We start from the raw sequence: 14,922 nt of genomic DNA on the forward strand, positions 1-14,922 counted from the left end.
CAGAAATGATCAGATCGGGCGTTCGCCGGCGGTCGTGGTCCGGTGCATGATCCGGATCGTGTTCGGATCGAAGGAATCCCGACGATGCATGGTGCAGCGATTGTCCCACATCATGATGTCGCCTTTCGTCCATTTCTGGACAAAAACCTCCTTCGTATCCGTCGTATGGCGCCAAAGGCGCGTCAGCAGATCGTCGCTTTCATCAAGCGGCATGCCGACAATCCAGGCACCTTCAGCCGTTCCTCCAAGATAAAGCGCTTTGCGCCCGGTTTCAGCATGGGTTCGCACCAGCGGGTGGACTATACCGCTCCACTCACGGAAATCGCTGGTCCTCGGCTCGCGCTTGCCAAGCCGAAGCTTGCCGGTCTTGTCGTAGACATTCTGGAAGAATATCTGCCGACCGTCGATTTCCTTTCGCACGTCATCAGGCAAGGTGTCGTAAGCCTGATAGGTGGAGAGAAAATAGGTGTCTCCGCCTTCCGCCGGCACTTCCACGGCTCGCAGAATCGCGCCGGCGGGCGGACGTTCGTAGAACCAGGTGTCAGTGTGCCAGGTCGCCTCGCTGTTGCCCATGGCCCCCGATGGCTTGCCGTCCTTCATGGTGTTGGCGATCACCAGGATTTCCTTGTGCGTCGGATGTCCGCCTTCCTGCAATTGCTTGGGGTGGATCACGAACTCCCCGAAATGACGGGAAAAGTCGACGTGTTGCTGGTCTGTTATATTGGCACTCTGGAAGCGAAGCACGCCATAGTGGAGCCAGTATTTGCGAACCTCTGCAATGTCCTGTTCGCCATAGTCGTTAAAGTCGAAGCCAACGATATCCGCACAAACGTTGCTTCCGTCCTGGACCGCTGAAATCCTTCGGGTATTGAGCATATTTCTGTTCCTTCCTTGGATAGTTTTTCTCTGCAAGGGAAGAGTAACGCGACCGATCACTCCGTCTCCAATATCAATTTGAGTTCATTGATATGGGTTGACGATCAATCCTAGCTATCGAGAAGCTGCACCGCGTCAGGATCGATCCAGAGAACGACCGATTGCCCAACACTCAAGTCCGGCAGTCTCGTCGAGCGGACAAGAGACTTGAGCACTGTCCCGTTTGACAGGGTAACGAAGCATTCCCGGTAAGCGCCGAGATTGACGATCCGTGTCAGGTTTCCGTCGATCCTGTTGACCGGGGAGGGCACTCCCTCTCCCGCAGGCGTGAGACGGACGGCCTCGGGACGCAGGCAGCAGTAGTGGACGGTGCCTGGATTTTCGGATGACGATGCCGTCAGGGTAAGGCCGTCTTCGAGCACGACAATTGTCGATCCACCTTCCGCTCTCAAGGACGCAACCGGCAGAAGGTTCGACTTTCCGATAAAGTCGGCAACGAAACGCGATCGGGGATGATCATAGATATCATCGGGCTTGCCCTCCTGGGCCACGAGGCCGCCATGCATGACCACGATGCGATCGGACATGGCCATCGCTTCGTCCTGATCGTGGGTAACATAGATAAAGGTCATACCCAGCTCCTCCTGTATCTCCTTGAGCTCGATACGCATGGCCTCGCGCAGTTTGAGGTCGAGATTTGACAGAGGCTCATCGAGCAGAAGCAGCGACGGTTTCGGCGCGATCGCCCGGGCAAGCGCCGTCCTTTGTTGCTGGCCGCCGGACAGTTCTTTCGGATACCTCTGTTCGAACCCCTCAAGATGCACGCGTCTCAGTGCCGATCGCACCTCGGTCTCGGTCTCGGCGCGCGGAGTTCCCTTCATCTTGAGGCCGAAGGCGACATTTTCGGCGACCGTCATGTGCGGGAAAAGGGCGTAGTTCTGAAAAACCAGTCCAATTCCGCGCTTCTCCGGCGGAACACCCAACTGGCTCCGTCCCCTGATCCGGATGTCTCCGCCGGAAGGATCGGAAAAGCCGGCGATCATGTTCAGGGTGGTTGTCTTTCCGCACCCGGACGGCCCCAGAATACTGACGAATTCTCCGGCCGGAATGGAAAGATCGATATTGTCGACGACCCGATTGGCTCCATAGCTCTTGGAAACCGCGATCAGTTCTATGTCCATTGTGCTCATTTGCTTCCACCATGTATCTGTGTCGAAAAACCGCCGATCCGCTCAAACAGGAAGACGGCTGCAAGAATAAAAAGGAGGGAGGCGACGTTGACCGCCGCCAACACCGGGTCGAGGCTGTATTCAAGATGATTGATGACGGTGATGGGCAGCGTCGTCTCGCCAGGCCGGACGAGAAAGACCGACAAGGGAATGTTGTTGAAGGAGAGAATGAAGGCGAAGGTCATTCCTGAAAACAGACCGGGTTTGATCAAAGGCAGCAGGATGTAGCGGATCCGCTGCAGCCTGTTCGCGCCTAAAACACGGCCGGCAAGGTCAAGCCTCTTGTCGACATTGAACATCGCTCCTGCGATCATCCTCACGACGAATGGCAGCGTGAGAATGACGTGGGCCATGATCAGGCCCGGCGTACCAAGGAGAGTGTAAAATCCGGTCGACGACAGGAACAGAACGAGTGCTACCCCCTTGACGATTTGCGGCACGGAGAGGGGAGACAACAGGAAGGACATGATTGCAGCATGGCCCGGGCACTTCTCGTAGGCGACGGCAAAAGCTGCGAGCAGCCCGAATAGCCCGCTGAGAACCGTGACGATCAATGCGAGTTCGACACTCAGCAAAAATGGGTCAATCCAGCGACTGGACATGAGGGCGCCGTACCATTTTGTCGTCCAGAGCGATGGCGAAAAGACAATCCTCGCCGTTGGACTGACGGAAGCCACAAGCACGACCAGCAGCGGCAGCGTGATGAATGCGAGGATGAGTCCGAGCGAGATCCTGAACGTCATCGATAAAAACCTGTTCACGACCGTCTCCTACAGATGCAGTTTATTGTGGAGCCGCGCCTCAATGCGCGAGCCGATGAAGACGGCGACGAGCATTGCCACAAGCAACACATTCGCCATCACGGCCGCGAACGGCCAGTCGATGTAGAAAAGCACCTGCTCGTAGACCATCGTTGCCAGAACCTTGAAACCCGCGCCTCCAAGCAGCGCTGGTGTCGCGTAAGCGCTGGCCGCCATTGTGAAAGCAATAAGCAGGGAACTGACGATCCCCGGAACGGAAAGCGGCAGAACGATGTGGCGCAGTACGGCTGGCCGGGAAGCCCCCAGAACATGCGCGGCCTTTTCAAGATTGTGATTGATGCCTTGCAGGCTCGTCATCAGCGAAAGAACGCCGAAAGGCAGAACGACATGCGTCAGGCCGGCGACGACGCCAAACATGCTTCTTGACAATGGCAGCGGGTCGGAGATCAATCCCGCCCACAGGAGCATCGAGTTTACAAAACCCCGGTCCTCCAGGATCACGAGCCATCCATAGGTGCGCAGGACAACGCCGGCGAGTTCCGGGGCAATCGCAAGGGCGAAGACAACCATGCGCCATCGGGACGTCGCACGAGCCAGATAATAAGCAAGCGGATACGCCATGATAGTGACGCAAATCGCGACGAGTCCCGACATCAGCATCGTGCGCCCGAGACCCGCCATCATCAGATCATCAGCAAAGAACCTTTGATAATTTGCAATAGTCCAGTCCTCGCCGTCGCTCCCATGGAAACTCATTCCAATCATCATACCCATTGGCAGAGCGAAAAAGAGCAAAAGGACGGTTGAAGGCGGAACCAGCGAGGCATAGGGCCTGAGTGTGAAGCCCCGATGGCGGCTTGGTTTGATTGGCGACTGGAGTTCGATTGTTGTCATGATCGCCCCCTTATCGCCCTGCCGCGATCACTTCACGCTCCCAGCGCGCACCCCATTCGGGCAACTTGGCTGCAAGACCTGAAAGGTCGGGGAGAAGAAGTGTCTTGAGATCTGCTTCGGTTGTGATTTGACGCGCGCGGACGGCATCGGGCACCTCAATATCGGTGCGGGCGCTGCCGACGTTATAGCCCGTCACCCACGCTTCCTGGCTGGATTTTTCAAGGAAGAAATTGACGAACCTGTATGCGAGCTCTTTGTTGCGAGCGCCAACCGGGACATTCAAGGTTGCGACAAGCGGGATTGTCCCTTCCGCCGGTCTCACGTAATCAACCGGTAGACCGCTATCGACGAGGAGCTGTGCACGCCCGTTCCAGAACGGCATGGCCCAGACCTCGCCCTCCTTGATGTAATTTTCCATGATTGACGAGGACTGCTCGAAGCCCATCGATTGGCTGGCGAGCCTGCCCATGGCCTCGAAACCTGGGTCAACGTTGTCCATAAGATCGCCCCCATTCGCGACGGACATGATCTGCATCAGATATGCCGCCATGATGTTCTGGAAAGTCGGAAGGATCACCTTTCCCTTTAGCTCTTCATCAAAGAACGCCGACCAGGAGACGGGCGCTTTCGCGAGCTTGTCCTTGCGCCAGAGAAGAGAAAGATACTGGACCTCGTGGACGGCTCCGCAGGCCCCGGCGATGCCGCTGATCTCCGGATTCAGTTTCGCGATATTCGGTACGGTTTCGGTTGAGAACTTTTCGAGAAGGTTATCGCGACACCCGTCGAGGGACTGAGAGGCAGTCATGACGACGACGTCAAAGCCTGGCCGGCCGCGTGTCGCCTTGATTTTCGCGTAATCTTGCGACGCGGACCCCACGGCGTCATAAGTAACCTTCACATTGAACTCTTTTTCGAAGGGTTCAATGATCCGGCTGCGGATAATGTCTTCGTAGGGTCCGCCGTAGCTGTTGACGATCAACTGCTCGGAACTCGCCTTGTCGGCCATAGTCATTGTTACACTTAATGTAACAAACAGGATTTTCCATTTCATCGTTCACCCTCACATTTGTCTGGTTGACTGGCGTCCCGGAGACTTTGCGAAAGAAATGCGTCCCAGTTCCAATATTAGTTTTCGATTATTGATCGAATTTGACGAATAATAGCGCTCCCGATATCCTTGGAGTGAAGCAGGCGATCAACGTCGCCGCCTCTGCCGTTTGCAGACAGAAAATTGGTTCCTTCAGGGAAGAACGGCCGCAGTTTGGAGGCCGTGGGTAGCACGAGAGAAAAGACAGGCGAGGCCTTGCGAAGGTCGCAAAACACGGCGAGCCAGAAACGGTACCGGTGCTCATCACCTTGGGTGCGCGCGTCGATGGCGCACCACGCCGCGATTGTCGCGGCCTGCAGGCTATACTGATCGCGCAGCACCTCGAAGGCGACAGCAGCATGTATTCCGTCGCAAACATCGACGGGCGTAAAGGGCAGGGACGGGAATGCAGCAGATAGTTCCGACATGACGACTCTCCATTGAGAGCCCGGCCGAGTTTCGAAGTCGCTTGTGGCCGGACATTGCCTTGGCGACCCTCGCCGTCCGGATACACATCGACTGTCATGTCGGCCAACAGGATAGATCAATTCGGCTCTTGGGTGAAGCCAATTTATGTCAGGCAACATACTTGCGGTTGATCATCGAGTGAGGAAGACGATCGACTCTGGTCGGTCGAGTGTCGTTCAACGGCTGATGAGGGCTGAAGTTTGCATGGTCCGACTGCCGGTCTTTCCTGGCGTTTCCACGTCATCAAACAATCGAAGAAGGAGTAAACAGATAACGACCAGCGACAGGCCTTTAATAATGGGCTCCTGTGCTCCTAAGGGAATGGTGCGTGATCGTCAGGTCGCACGTCCGCAATAGCGAGGCGCCCTGACGTTTGTGCGAAATCAGCGCTCCTCGATAGTGCGCGACGTTCGATACTGGGCCCAGACGAGCGCTTCGACCGCTCAACGGTCGTGCAGGCTCCGGCAAGTGGCGACCCCTGTGCCTCACTATTGAGCGACCAAGGAGATGTTAACCTCGATATGCACCAGCCGCCCGCATCTTGGACGTCACAGTCTAATAAGCACCTGCCCAAAAGCAACTGGTTTCGCACGGGCGGAGCAGGTGCGCTGCGATCTGCGTGCGCTCCATTTTTTATCTACGGCACGACGGCGGGTGAAAAAGCGGATTTGATAAGTGTTCTGGTGTATTCAGCCGACGGCCGGTTGAAGATAGCGTTTGTCTCCCCCTCCTCGACAATCTTTCCGTTCCGCATGACGATGACGTAATCTGAAATAGCCTTGATAACGGACAGATCGTGGCTGATGAAGATGTAAGAAAGGCCATGCGCCTTCTGTAGGTCGCGCAGCAGGTCAATGACCTGCCCCTGAACGGATCGGTCCAGCGCCGACGTGGGTTCGTCAAGAATGATGACCTCGGGCTTCAGAATGATAGCGCGGGCAATGGCGATGCGTTGGCGTTGTCCCCCGGAAAATTCGTGGGGGTAGCGGTTGCGCGCCGCGGGATCGAGGCCGACTTCCTTCAGCGCCTCGATCGCGCGCCCGTCCCGTTCCGCGCGGCTGAGGCCCTGATCGTGCACGAAGAGACCCTCGGTGATGATCTCGCCCACCGTCTGTCGCGGGGAAAGTGAACCATACGGGTCCTGAAACACCAGCTGCAGATGCCGCCGCAGCGGCCGCATGGCCTTTCGATCCAATCCGGTGATGTCCTGCTTCCCGAAAAAAATCCGGCCATCCGCCTGGATCAGGCGCAGGAGCGCACGACCGAGCGTGGATTTGCCTGACCCAGATTCGCCGACGATGCCGATCGTCTGTCCCTGATGAAGGTTGACGTTCACGCCATCAACGGCCCGGAACTTGCTCGATTTCGACAGAAAGCCGCCCGGAATTGTGTAGTCTATCGTCACGTTCTGGCCGGAAAGCACAATCGGAGCTTCTTGGCTGACTGCGGGCTTGTGCCCACGGGGTTCAGCATCGAGAAGCATCCGCGTGTAATCAGCCTTCGGGCGCTCGAAGATATCCTCCGTTGTCCCGGCCTCCACAATTTCCCCTCGGCGCATGACCGCGACGCGATCTGCGAAGTGGCGGACGACACCGAGATCATGGGTGATCAGGACGATGGCCATCCCGAAACGCTGCTGCAGCGACTTCAAAAGATCAAGGATCTGGGCCTGGATCGTGACGTCGAGGGCGGTTGTCGGCTCATCCGCAATCAGGATGTCCGGCTCGTTCGCGAGCGCCATGGCGATCATGACGCGCTGGCGCTGACCACCGGAAAGCTCGTGCGGATAGCTATCGATCCGCCGCTCGGGTTCTGGAATTCCGACGAGCTTGAGCAGCTCAAGAACGCGCGCCCGCGCCTCCTTTTTAGTGCCGCCCCGGTGATGAATGATCGGTTCGGCAATCTGCGCGCCGATCCGATAGAGAGGATCGAGCGAGGTCATCGGCTCCTGAAAGATCATCGTGATTTTCGCGCCGCGGATCTTGTTCAGTTCGCCGACAGGCAATCCAAGCAGTTCCCGCCCGCGATATTTCGCAGAGCCGCTGATCTCGCCATTGGATGCAAGCAACCCCATGATGCCCATCATGGTCTGGCTTTTGCCCGAGCCGGACTCCCCGACGACGGCGAGCGTTCCTCCCTGCTTGACGTCAAGGTCGATGCCCTTGACGGCATGGACAGTGCCATCCGGCGTGGTGAAATCCACCTTGAGGTCGCGAACGGCGAGAATAGTTTCTGTTGTCGTATTCATGTCAACGATCCTTGGGATCGAGTGCGTCACGCAACCCATCGCCGACGAAATTCAGCGAAAACAGGGTCAGCACGAAGAAGATCGCCGGAAATATCAGAAGCCAGGGAGCCGACTGGATATTATTGGCACCTTCGGAGATCAGTGCGCCCCAGCTTGTCAATGGTGCCTGAACGCCGAGACCTAGGAAAGACAGGAAGCTTTCCAGAAGAATGACCTTGGGCACGACGACCGTAACGAACACGACCACGGGTCCGATTGTATTGGGGATGATGTGACGGCGGATGATCTGCCAGTCGCTCAAACCCAGAGCTTGTGCCGCGCTTACAAATTCCCGCCGTTTCAGGGCAAGTGTCTGTCCGCGTACGATACGCGCCATATCCAGCCACTCCACCGCCCCGATGACGAGGAAGATCAGGATGAAGCTGCGGCCAAAAAAGACCACCAGAACCACAACCAGAAAAACGAAGGGTAGCGAATAGAGGATTTCGACGAAGCGCATCATCACATTGTCGACGCGCCCGCCGATATAGCCCGCTGTTGCACCGTAGACCACGCCGATTCCCAGCGAAACGAGGCTCGCCAGCACACCGACGGCAATCGAAATCTGTCCGCCCAGCATGACGCGTGCCAGGATGTCCCGGCCATTCGAATCAGTGCCGAAGAAGAAGTATTCGCGGTTGACATCGCCTTCCAGCTTTAGCGTGCGGCCGTCATCTTCGGTTGCAATCACCTTGGTATTTTCGAATTCGTTGGCGCGGTCGAAATATCGTGTGGCACGCGGATCGATTGCGCTGCTGGAGGTGATGGTCGCCGTAAATGTCTGGCCCTCAACGGAAAATTCCTTCAGCTCGACGCGGGCGCGGCTTGCCACACCCTCCATCACGCCCTGAAGGTTGTTCAAATCCGGGCGCGGCTCCAGACTCGGTGCCACCGAGACATAGGACGAAAATACCTGATCATAGGTGTGCGTCAGAAAATGTGGCCCGATAAACGAAAACAGAGTGATCAGGAGCAGCATGACGGAGCCAGCCATGGCCGCCTTGTTGCGTCTGAAACGCAGGGCTGCCAGCTGGAACAGGCTGCGGCTTTTGACTTGTTGCGTATGGGCGTTCGTGCCGGGGATATCAGTCATGTCTGACCCTCGGATCAAGCAGGCCGTAGAGAATATCGACCACGAGATTGAATATTATGACGAAGATGGCAACGAGAACGACGGTTCCCATCACCAGCGTATAGTCACGGTTGATGGCGCCGAGAACGAAGTAGCGGCCGACACCGGGAATGGTGAAGATCGTCTCGATGACCGCGGAGCCCGTCAGCAGGGCTGCCGCACAGGGGGCGAGATAGGAAACGACCGGCAGCATTGCCGCGCGCATGGCGTGGAAAACGACGACGCTGCGCGCGGGAAGCCCATAGGCCTTGGCCGTGCGGATATGGTCCATACGCAACGCCTCGATCATTGCGCCGCGCGTCAGGCGCGCAATGACTGCAAGCTGCGGCAAGGCGAGCGCGATCATTGGCAGAATGAGATAGCGCAACGATCCGTCGCCCCAACTGCCTGCCGGAAGAAGCCCAAGCAGCACGGCAAATACAAGCGTGAGAACCGGCGCGACAACGAAGTTCGGTACGGTCACGCCGACCGTCGAGATAGACATGATCGAGAAATCGAAGGCGCTGTTTTGCCTGAGTGCCGCGAGCGTGCCGGCAAGCACACCGCCCACCAGCGCCAGCAACAGGGCATAACAACCCAGTTCGAGCGAATAGGGCAGGCCCTTGCCGATCAGCTGCGCGACGGTGTTGTCCTTGTAGATGTAGCTCGGGCCAAAATCGCCGGTGACGGCATTGCCGAGATAGATGAGATACTGGCGCCACAATGGCTCATCGAGATGATAGGTCCGCATCAGGTTTTCCATCGTCTGCGGCGGCAGGGGACGTTCAAGATTGAAGGGGCCACCCGGCGCAAAACGCATCAGGAAAAACGAAATCGTGACGACGATGAACAACGTCGGCACGGCGCTCGCCAAACGGCGCAGAATAAACGAGATCATGTTTTCGGGCTCCGGCAAGGCACGGTGGTGTCTGCCACCGTGCCAGCGCTGCTTATTCGGAAACGCTCAGGAAGCGGCTGAGGTGTTCGTTAGCAGCATTGTCCACCCATCCCTTGACGCGGTTGGAAACCAGCCAGAGATCGGCCTGCGTCAGAAGCGGTGCCACCGGCTGTTCCTTCATGAGAATGGTTTCTGCCTCATGCAGCAGCTTGGAGCGTGCTGCCGGATCTTTTTCCTCATAGGACTTCTTCATCAATGCGTCGTATTCGGCATTGTTGAACTTCGAGTAGTTGAAGGTCTTGTTGGACGAGATGGAGAGCGCAAGGAAGTTTTCCGCATCCGCATAATCGGCGACCCAGCCGGCCCGCGCCACGTTGAACTTGCCGCCTTCCTGGAGGTAGCCGTAATGCGAGGCAACGTCGAGGTTCACGAGGGAAACCTTGGCGCCGAAGGTGTTCTTCCACATGTCGGCGATGGCGGTCGCAACACGCTCGTGGTTCGGGTTGGTGTTGTAACGAATTTCGATGGACAGCGGTTTGCCGCCTTCACCATAACCGGCCTCCTTCATGAGCTTAAGGGCTTCGTCCTCGCGGTCGAGCTGCGACAGGGTCGCGAAGTCGGCCTTGGCGGGTTCACCGTAGGAATCCATACCCGGGGGAACCATCGAATAGGCCGGAACCTGCGAGCCGCTGTAGATTTCCTTGGCGAGGAAGTCGCGGTCGACAGCCATGGATAGCGCCCGGCGTACGCGGACATCGTCGTAAGGCGCTTCGCGCGTATCGAAGGTGTAGTAGTAGGTCGCAAGCGTCGGTGAAACATGCACCTGATCGCCATAGGATTTGCGCAGGCGGTCAATCTGGTCAGCGGAGAAATTGTAAGCGAGGTCCATTTCCTTCGCCTCGAAACGGCGAACGGAGGCGGCCTGATCGTCAACGGGGTAGAAGATTACCTTATCGATCTTGGTATTGGCAGCGTCCCAGAAATTGGTGTTCTTGACGACCGTCAGGCTGTCGTTCGGAACATGGGCTTCGAGCTTGTAAGCGCCGTTCGAGACCATCACACCAGGCTTCACGAAATTCGTGCCGTTCTTTTCGAAGCTCGCCTTGGAAATGGGCAGAGCCGTCTGATGGGCGAGGAGTTCCAGGAAGAACGGCGTCGGCCGCTCAAGCGTGATCTCAAGCGTCTTGTCATCCACCGCTTTTACGCCGAGCTGGTCGACGGCTGTCTCACCCTTATTGATCTTTTCGGCGTTTTTGATCGGGTATAGAATGTTGGCGTATTTCGCTGCGGTTTTCGGGTCTTCGACGCGCTGGTAGGAGAAAACAAAATCTTCTGCCGTCACGGGCGTACCGTCCGACCACTTCGCATCGGCGCGCAGTTTGAACGTGTAGACGGTACCATCCTCAGACAGCGTCCAGCTTTCCGCCGTACCCGGAATGATCTTTCCGGCTGCATCATAGATCGTCAGACCTTCATAGAGGTCCTTGACGATAAAGGCTTCGATGTTAATGGACGTCTGTGCCTGATCGAGCGTTTGTGGTTCGCCGGCATTGCCACGGTGCAGGACCGTTTCTGCGAGCGCGGAGCTTGCACCAAAAAGAAGCGTTCCCACCAGAAGTGCGGCGCGAGTCTTGGTTGTGGTCGACATTGTTTCTTTCCCCGTGAGTTTTTTGAGCCGCTAACCAAGTCCAAATCGCGACGAAGTGCAACCACAATAAATTGTGATTTGTTCTGGGAATTGCGCGGAGCGCTTCGTTGAAGGGATATGGTTATTGCCACGGGAAATCAGCATTTTCCGGTATTTCAGCTTCTTGGCAAACACGCGGGGAAGCAAAGCCGTACTCCACAACTTTTGAAGCGCCAGTTGTTCTTGCTGAGGCTCTGGCTTTTGCAGTGGAGTCTTTCGACAGACCCGGGAAGTCAGATCGAACGGATCAGAGGCGCAAGTGCCATGTGTCCGACGCGAGGCGTTGCTGCTTGACAATGTGAACCGGCGCGTCAGGCTTCGGCTGTGATTGCAGGGCAATCGTGCCTGTTGCGAGGCTGACGGCAATCACACTCGCGACCGCCAGGACGATACGGTCGTAGCGCTGTTGTATCGTGTTGTTTCCACTCCAGTCATAGGCCATTCGCACGCCCCCATGTTTCGCTGGAATCGTGCCTCATCATGGTTAACCGAAACTTACGATGGCCTGATATTCCTTGCTGTTTTGGAAGGGCAGCTGCGAAAAATCGGCTATTGGCGGATCAGGGGCGGCTGGTTTAAGTCCGGCAGCGGGAGGTTTATGAAAGGACTTGGCAAATGGACCAGCAACCGCCCGCCGATATGGAACTGACACTGAGAACGCTTGCAATGCCAGCCGACGCCAATCCGGCCGGCGACATTTTCGGCGGCTGGGTCATGTCGCAGATGGACCTTGCGGCTTTCGTGCGTGCCAACGACGTGGCTGGCGGACGCACCGTTACCGTGGCAGTCAACGAGATCATTTTCAAAAAGCCGGTCAAGATCGGCGACACATTGTGTGTCTACAGCAGGATCGAGAAAATCGGGCGCACATCCATCACGCTTAAGATCGAGGCCTGGACCCGCAGGCACTATCAGGATTCTCGCGATAAGGTGACGGAAGCCGTTTTCATCATGGTTGCCGTGGATGACAAGGGTGAACCACGCCCTGTGCGCAAAGAGGCATGACGATCAGATCCGTTGAAGAGGGCGCCGCAGGGGAGGGGGAGTTGGCCTCCCCTCCGTTCAATTTCCATAGGCCGATACTTTAGAAATATCCAATTTATTTATCAATTTTTGCGATCAAGACATGGAATAGGATGGGGACCAGGCTTTGACCATTCCAGGTGTTGTTATCGTAGGCGGTGCTCACGGCACACTTGCGCTTGCCCGCAGCCTCGGTGCCCTTGATGTGCCGGTTGTTTACCTCACCCACGATTCCCCTTTGCCGCGCTGGTCGCGTTTCGTGCGCAAGACAATTCGATGGGCGGGCCCGCACGATGCCGGCGCAGCTCTCTTCCTGAACCAACTGGCCGAGACGCATGGTTTGAAGGGATATCTGCTTGTCCCGTCCGGAGATGGTGAGGTTCAACTCGTTTCCCAGCATCGTGACGAGCTTTCGGCCCTCTATCGGATCATCCTGCCGAATTGGGCGGAACTGAAGTGGCTCTGCGAGAAACCGCTTCTTTATCAGCGCGCGCTGGAGCTTGGTGTCAGCATTCCGCGCACCTACGCGCTGGCATCGGCTGCCGATATCGACGCGCTCGACGTGGCCTTTCCCATCATTCTCAAACCGAACATGGGCGGTGGAGATACAGTAATCGCGCGCGCGAAAGTGGTCCGCGCGGACGATCGTCGGACGCTGAGATCGGCTTTCGCCGATGCGAGCGCGGAAATTGGCGCTAGCAACGTCGTCGTACAGCAACTTATTCCCGGCGGCGGAGAAAGCCAGTTTTCCTATGCGGCACTATGGCTAGATGGAGAGCCGGTCGCGGAATTTACCGCTCGGCGCGCCAGGCAATATCCGGTCAATTTCGGCTATACGAGCACCCGAGTCGAGGTCATAGATAACCGGCAGGCGGTCGATGCGGCCCGGAAGATACTGCGATTGGCTCGCCATAGCGGGCTGGTCGAGGTTGAGTTTAAATTCGACAGCCGCGACGGCGAACTTAAACTCCTCGACGTCAACCCGCGGCCATGGTCGTGGTTCGGCCTATGCCGAGCTGCTGGCGTTGATCTTGGCGCGCTGTTGTGGCGGGTTGCCAATGAGGCGTCGACGAACCAATCTGCCACTGCGCGGCAGGGCGTTTCGTGGTCTTATCTCATCCGCGACACGGTCGCGGCTTTCACACTGGCGCGCCGGGGACAGGCGAGGATGACAGACTATTTCGCTTCCTTGATCAAAATCCGCAGCTGGGCCGCATTTGCCCTCAACGATCCCATGCCGGGTTTGATCGATCTGCCGCTGACGGTCTGGCGGGTCCTCAAAAAACGAATTCTTCCGCAAATAGCGACGGCGACGACGAAGATTGGTCTTGTTCCGCCCCTCAGGCAAATCGCGAAATATGCGATGATAAGAGCGGGGTTGGAGTTAAGCGCTCTACGGCCCGTGCGGTCAGCATTTCCATCCTTTGGCGGACGTGGGGTGATTTTCACACTTCACCACGTGCGGCCGGGCGCGGCCATCTCCGCCTTCGCACCAAATGTTCAACTGTCTGTCACACCCGAATTCCTGGAAGAGGCTATTCAGGCAGCGCTTGAATCGGGTCTTGTGCCCGTTCATCTCCACGATCTGCCGGCTTTGCTGGCCGACCCCCGAGACACCAGATCGTTTTGCGCCTTCACGCTGGATGATGGTTATCGCAACAATTCCCAATTTGCGGCGCCGATTTTCCGCAAATATGCGGTGCCCTATACGATTTTCATTACGCCGGGTTTTGTCGAGCGAACGCGCAGCCTGTGGTGGGAAACAGCAGCCGCCCTGACGGAGAAAGCCACATCCTTCGAATTCGATTTCGGAATGGGGCCGGAGCAGGTGCCGTGCGTGAGCCCGTCGCAGAAAGCGGAAGCGTTCACGCGCCTGGAAGATTTCGTCCAGAAGTCAGAGGAGGACGAGGCGGTCAAAAGAATTGACCACGCGGCAAGCCGACACGGCATTGACCCGCTCGCCATCGTGGACGAGTTGGTCATGGATGCCGTTGAACTCGGGATGCTTTCCAAAGACCCCCTGGTTCATCTCGGCGCGCATACCATGACACATGTGAATATGTGCAAGATCGATGCGGAGCGGCTCGCTTACGAGATCGCCGAGTCGACACGGCGGGTGGAGTCCTATTCCGGGCAAAGGCCGCGGTCGTTCTCCTACCCCTATGGCTGGGTGACGGCCGCGGGAGCGCGCGAAGCAAAGGCGGTTTACGACGCTGGATATCCCGTGGCTGTGACCACGCAGGCCGGCACTATCAGCCGCCAAAACCTTGAGAGGCCGACACAGTTGTCCCGCGTTTCGCTCAACGGACGCTTCCAAAAAAAGCGCTTCGTCAAAGCGCTGATATCCGGGCTGCCTTTCCGGTTCCTCTGATGCATGTACGTTTGACGTAGGACCGCGTTAGCTTCCTGCTGGGCTCCATTTCATCGCTCCCAGCCGCTGGCCGGCTCACTATAAGCGCTCCTCGTCGGCGTGATCGAGGTGAGTAGACGGCGTATAGCGAAATTGTGCTTGATTGAGGGAGCTCGTTTGCGTGGCGCAGCACACTTTGCATTTTGCCTCCCGTGGCGTTGCTTCGGCTTCCGAGATCCGAACGGACGGTC

13 protein-coding genes are annotated in these 14,922 nt (G+C 57.2%); 2 read left to right on the forward strand and 11 right to left on the reverse strand.

Features of this window, described 5'->3' with window-relative positions:
* Positions 1 to 9 precede the first annotated feature (9 nt).
* From AT6N2_RS19785 to AT6N2_RS19835, 11 genes are all read right to left on the reverse strand, one after another.
* Positions 10 to 876: a TauD/TfdA dioxygenase family protein gene (locus AT6N2_RS19785; protein WP_209090930.1), complete on the reverse strand. Its 867-nt coding sequence runs from the start codon at positions 874 to 876 to the stop codon at positions 10 to 12.
* A gap of 110 nt (positions 877 to 986) precedes the next feature.
* On the reverse strand, positions 987 to 2,066 hold the full coding sequence (locus tag AT6N2_RS19790) for an ABC transporter ATP-binding protein (protein WP_209090932.1): 1,080 nt from the start codon (positions 2,064 to 2,066) through the stop codon (positions 987 to 989).
* Positions 2,063 to 2,866: an ABC transporter permease gene (locus AT6N2_RS19795; protein WP_209090933.1), complete on the reverse strand. Its 804-nt coding sequence runs from the start codon at positions 2,864 to 2,866 to the stop codon at positions 2,063 to 2,065. Before AT6N2_RS19795 ends, AT6N2_RS19790 begins: the two co-directional genes overlap by 4 nt.
* 9 nt (positions 2,867 to 2,875) lie before the next feature.
* Positions 2,876 to 3,760 carry an ABC transporter permease gene (locus AT6N2_RS19800; RefSeq protein ID WP_209090935.1) on the reverse strand — a complete coding sequence of 295 codons (885 nt, stop codon included), beginning with the start codon at positions 3,758 to 3,760 and terminating at the stop codon, positions 2,876 to 2,878.
* Between the two features lie 10 nt (positions 3,761 to 3,770).
* Positions 3,771 to 4,811 carry an ABC transporter substrate-binding protein gene (locus tag AT6N2_RS19805; protein ID WP_209090937.1) on the reverse strand — a complete coding sequence of 347 codons (1,041 nt, stop codon included), beginning with the start codon at positions 4,809 to 4,811 and terminating at the stop codon, positions 3,771 to 3,773.
* Positions 4,812 to 4,885: 74 nt separating this feature from the next.
* Complete coding sequence (locus AT6N2_RS19810) at positions 4,886 to 5,275, reverse strand: hypothetical protein (RefSeq protein ID WP_209090939.1); 390 nt, start codon at positions 5,273 to 5,275, stop codon at positions 4,886 to 4,888.
* A gap of 677 nt (positions 5,276 to 5,952) precedes the next feature.
* Positions 5,953 to 7,563: an ABC transporter ATP-binding protein gene (locus tag AT6N2_RS19815; protein ID WP_209090941.1), complete on the reverse strand. Its 1,611-nt coding sequence runs from the start codon at positions 7,561 to 7,563 to the stop codon at positions 5,953 to 5,955.
* Position 7,564: 1 nt separating this feature from the next.
* Entirely contained in the window at positions 7,565 to 8,695 is a 1,131-nt protein-coding gene (locus AT6N2_RS19820) for an ABC transporter permease (RefSeq protein WP_209090943.1), read from the reverse strand.
* Positions 8,688 to 9,611, reverse strand: a complete 924-nt coding sequence (oppB, locus tag AT6N2_RS19825) for an oligopeptide ABC transporter permease OppB (protein WP_063950509.1) — start codon at positions 9,609 to 9,611, stop codon at positions 8,688 to 8,690. Before oppB ends, AT6N2_RS19820 begins: the two co-directional genes overlap by 8 nt.
* A gap of 52 nt (positions 9,612 to 9,663) precedes the next feature.
* Positions 9,664 to 11,259, reverse strand: coding sequence for a peptide ABC transporter substrate-binding protein (locus AT6N2_RS19830; protein ID WP_063950239.1), 1,596 nt, complete (start codon positions 11,257 to 11,259; stop codon positions 9,664 to 9,666).
* Between the two features lie 286 nt (positions 11,260 to 11,545).
* Positions 11,546 to 11,740 carry a hypothetical protein gene (locus AT6N2_RS19835; RefSeq protein WP_063950240.1) on the reverse strand — a complete coding sequence of 65 codons (195 nt, stop codon included), beginning with the start codon at positions 11,738 to 11,740 and terminating at the stop codon, positions 11,546 to 11,548.
* 173 nt (positions 11,741 to 11,913) lie between these two features.
* On the opposite strand from AT6N2_RS19835, the gene AT6N2_RS19840 reads away from it, so the two are divergent.
* Together AT6N2_RS19840 and AT6N2_RS19845 are read left to right on the forward strand one after the other, a co-directional pair.
* Positions 11,914 to 12,303: an acyl-CoA thioesterase gene (locus AT6N2_RS19840; RefSeq protein ID WP_144576784.1), complete on the forward strand. Its 390-nt coding sequence runs from the start codon at positions 11,914 to 11,916 to the stop codon at positions 12,301 to 12,303.
* Positions 12,304 to 12,448: 145 nt separating this feature from the next.
* Positions 12,449 to 14,692, forward strand: coding sequence for a polysaccharide deacetylase family protein (locus AT6N2_RS19845; RefSeq protein ID WP_209090946.1), 2,244 nt, complete (start codon positions 12,449 to 12,451; stop codon positions 14,690 to 14,692).
* Positions 14,693 to 14,922 lie beyond the last annotated feature (230 nt).

This window comes from Agrobacterium tumefaciens, from assembly GCF_017726655.1.
Taxonomy (GTDB): domain Bacteria; phylum Pseudomonadota; class Alphaproteobacteria; order Rhizobiales; family Rhizobiaceae; genus Agrobacterium; species Agrobacterium tumefaciens_B.

Bases quoted from the DNA above. Each gene is read 5' to 3' on its own strand.
- AT6N2_RS19785 (WP_209090930.1), bottom strand. From the start codon at position 876: ATGCTCAATACCCGAAGGATTTCAGCGGTCCAGGACGGAAGCAACGTT.
- AT6N2_RS19790 (WP_209090932.1), bottom strand. From the start codon at position 2,066: ATGAGCACAATGGACATAGAACTGATCGCGGTTTCCAAGAGCTATGGA.
- AT6N2_RS19800 (WP_209090935.1), bottom strand. From the start codon at position 3,760: ATGACAACAATCGAACTCCAGTCGCCAATCAAACCAAGCCGCCATCGG.
- AT6N2_RS19805 (WP_209090937.1), bottom strand. From the start codon at position 4,811: ATGAAATGGAAAATCCTGTTTGTTACATTAAGTGTAACAATGACTATG.
- AT6N2_RS19810 (WP_209090939.1), bottom strand. From the start codon at position 5,275: ATGTCGGAACTATCTGCTGCATTCCCGTCCCTGCCCTTTACGCCCGTC.
- AT6N2_RS19815 (WP_209090941.1), bottom strand. From the start codon at position 7,563: ATGAATACGACAACAGAAACTATTCTCGCCGTTCGCGACCTCAAGGTG.
- AT6N2_RS19820 (WP_209090943.1), bottom strand. From the start codon at position 8,695: ATGACTGATATCCCCGGCACGAACGCCCATACGCAACAAGTCAAAAGC.
- oppB (WP_063950509.1), bottom strand. From the start codon at position 9,611: ATGATCTCGTTTATTCTGCGCCGTTTGGCGAGCGCCGTGCCGACGTTG.
- AT6N2_RS19830 (WP_063950239.1), bottom strand. From the start codon at position 11,259: ATGTCGACCACAACCAAGACTCGCGCCGCACTTCTGGTGGGAACGCTT.
- AT6N2_RS19835 (WP_063950240.1), bottom strand. From the start codon at position 11,740: ATGGCCTATGACTGGAGTGGAAACAACACGATACAACAGCGCTACGAC.
- AT6N2_RS19840 (WP_144576784.1), top strand. From the start codon at position 11,914: ATGGACCAGCAACCGCCCGCCGATATGGAACTGACACTGAGAACGCTT.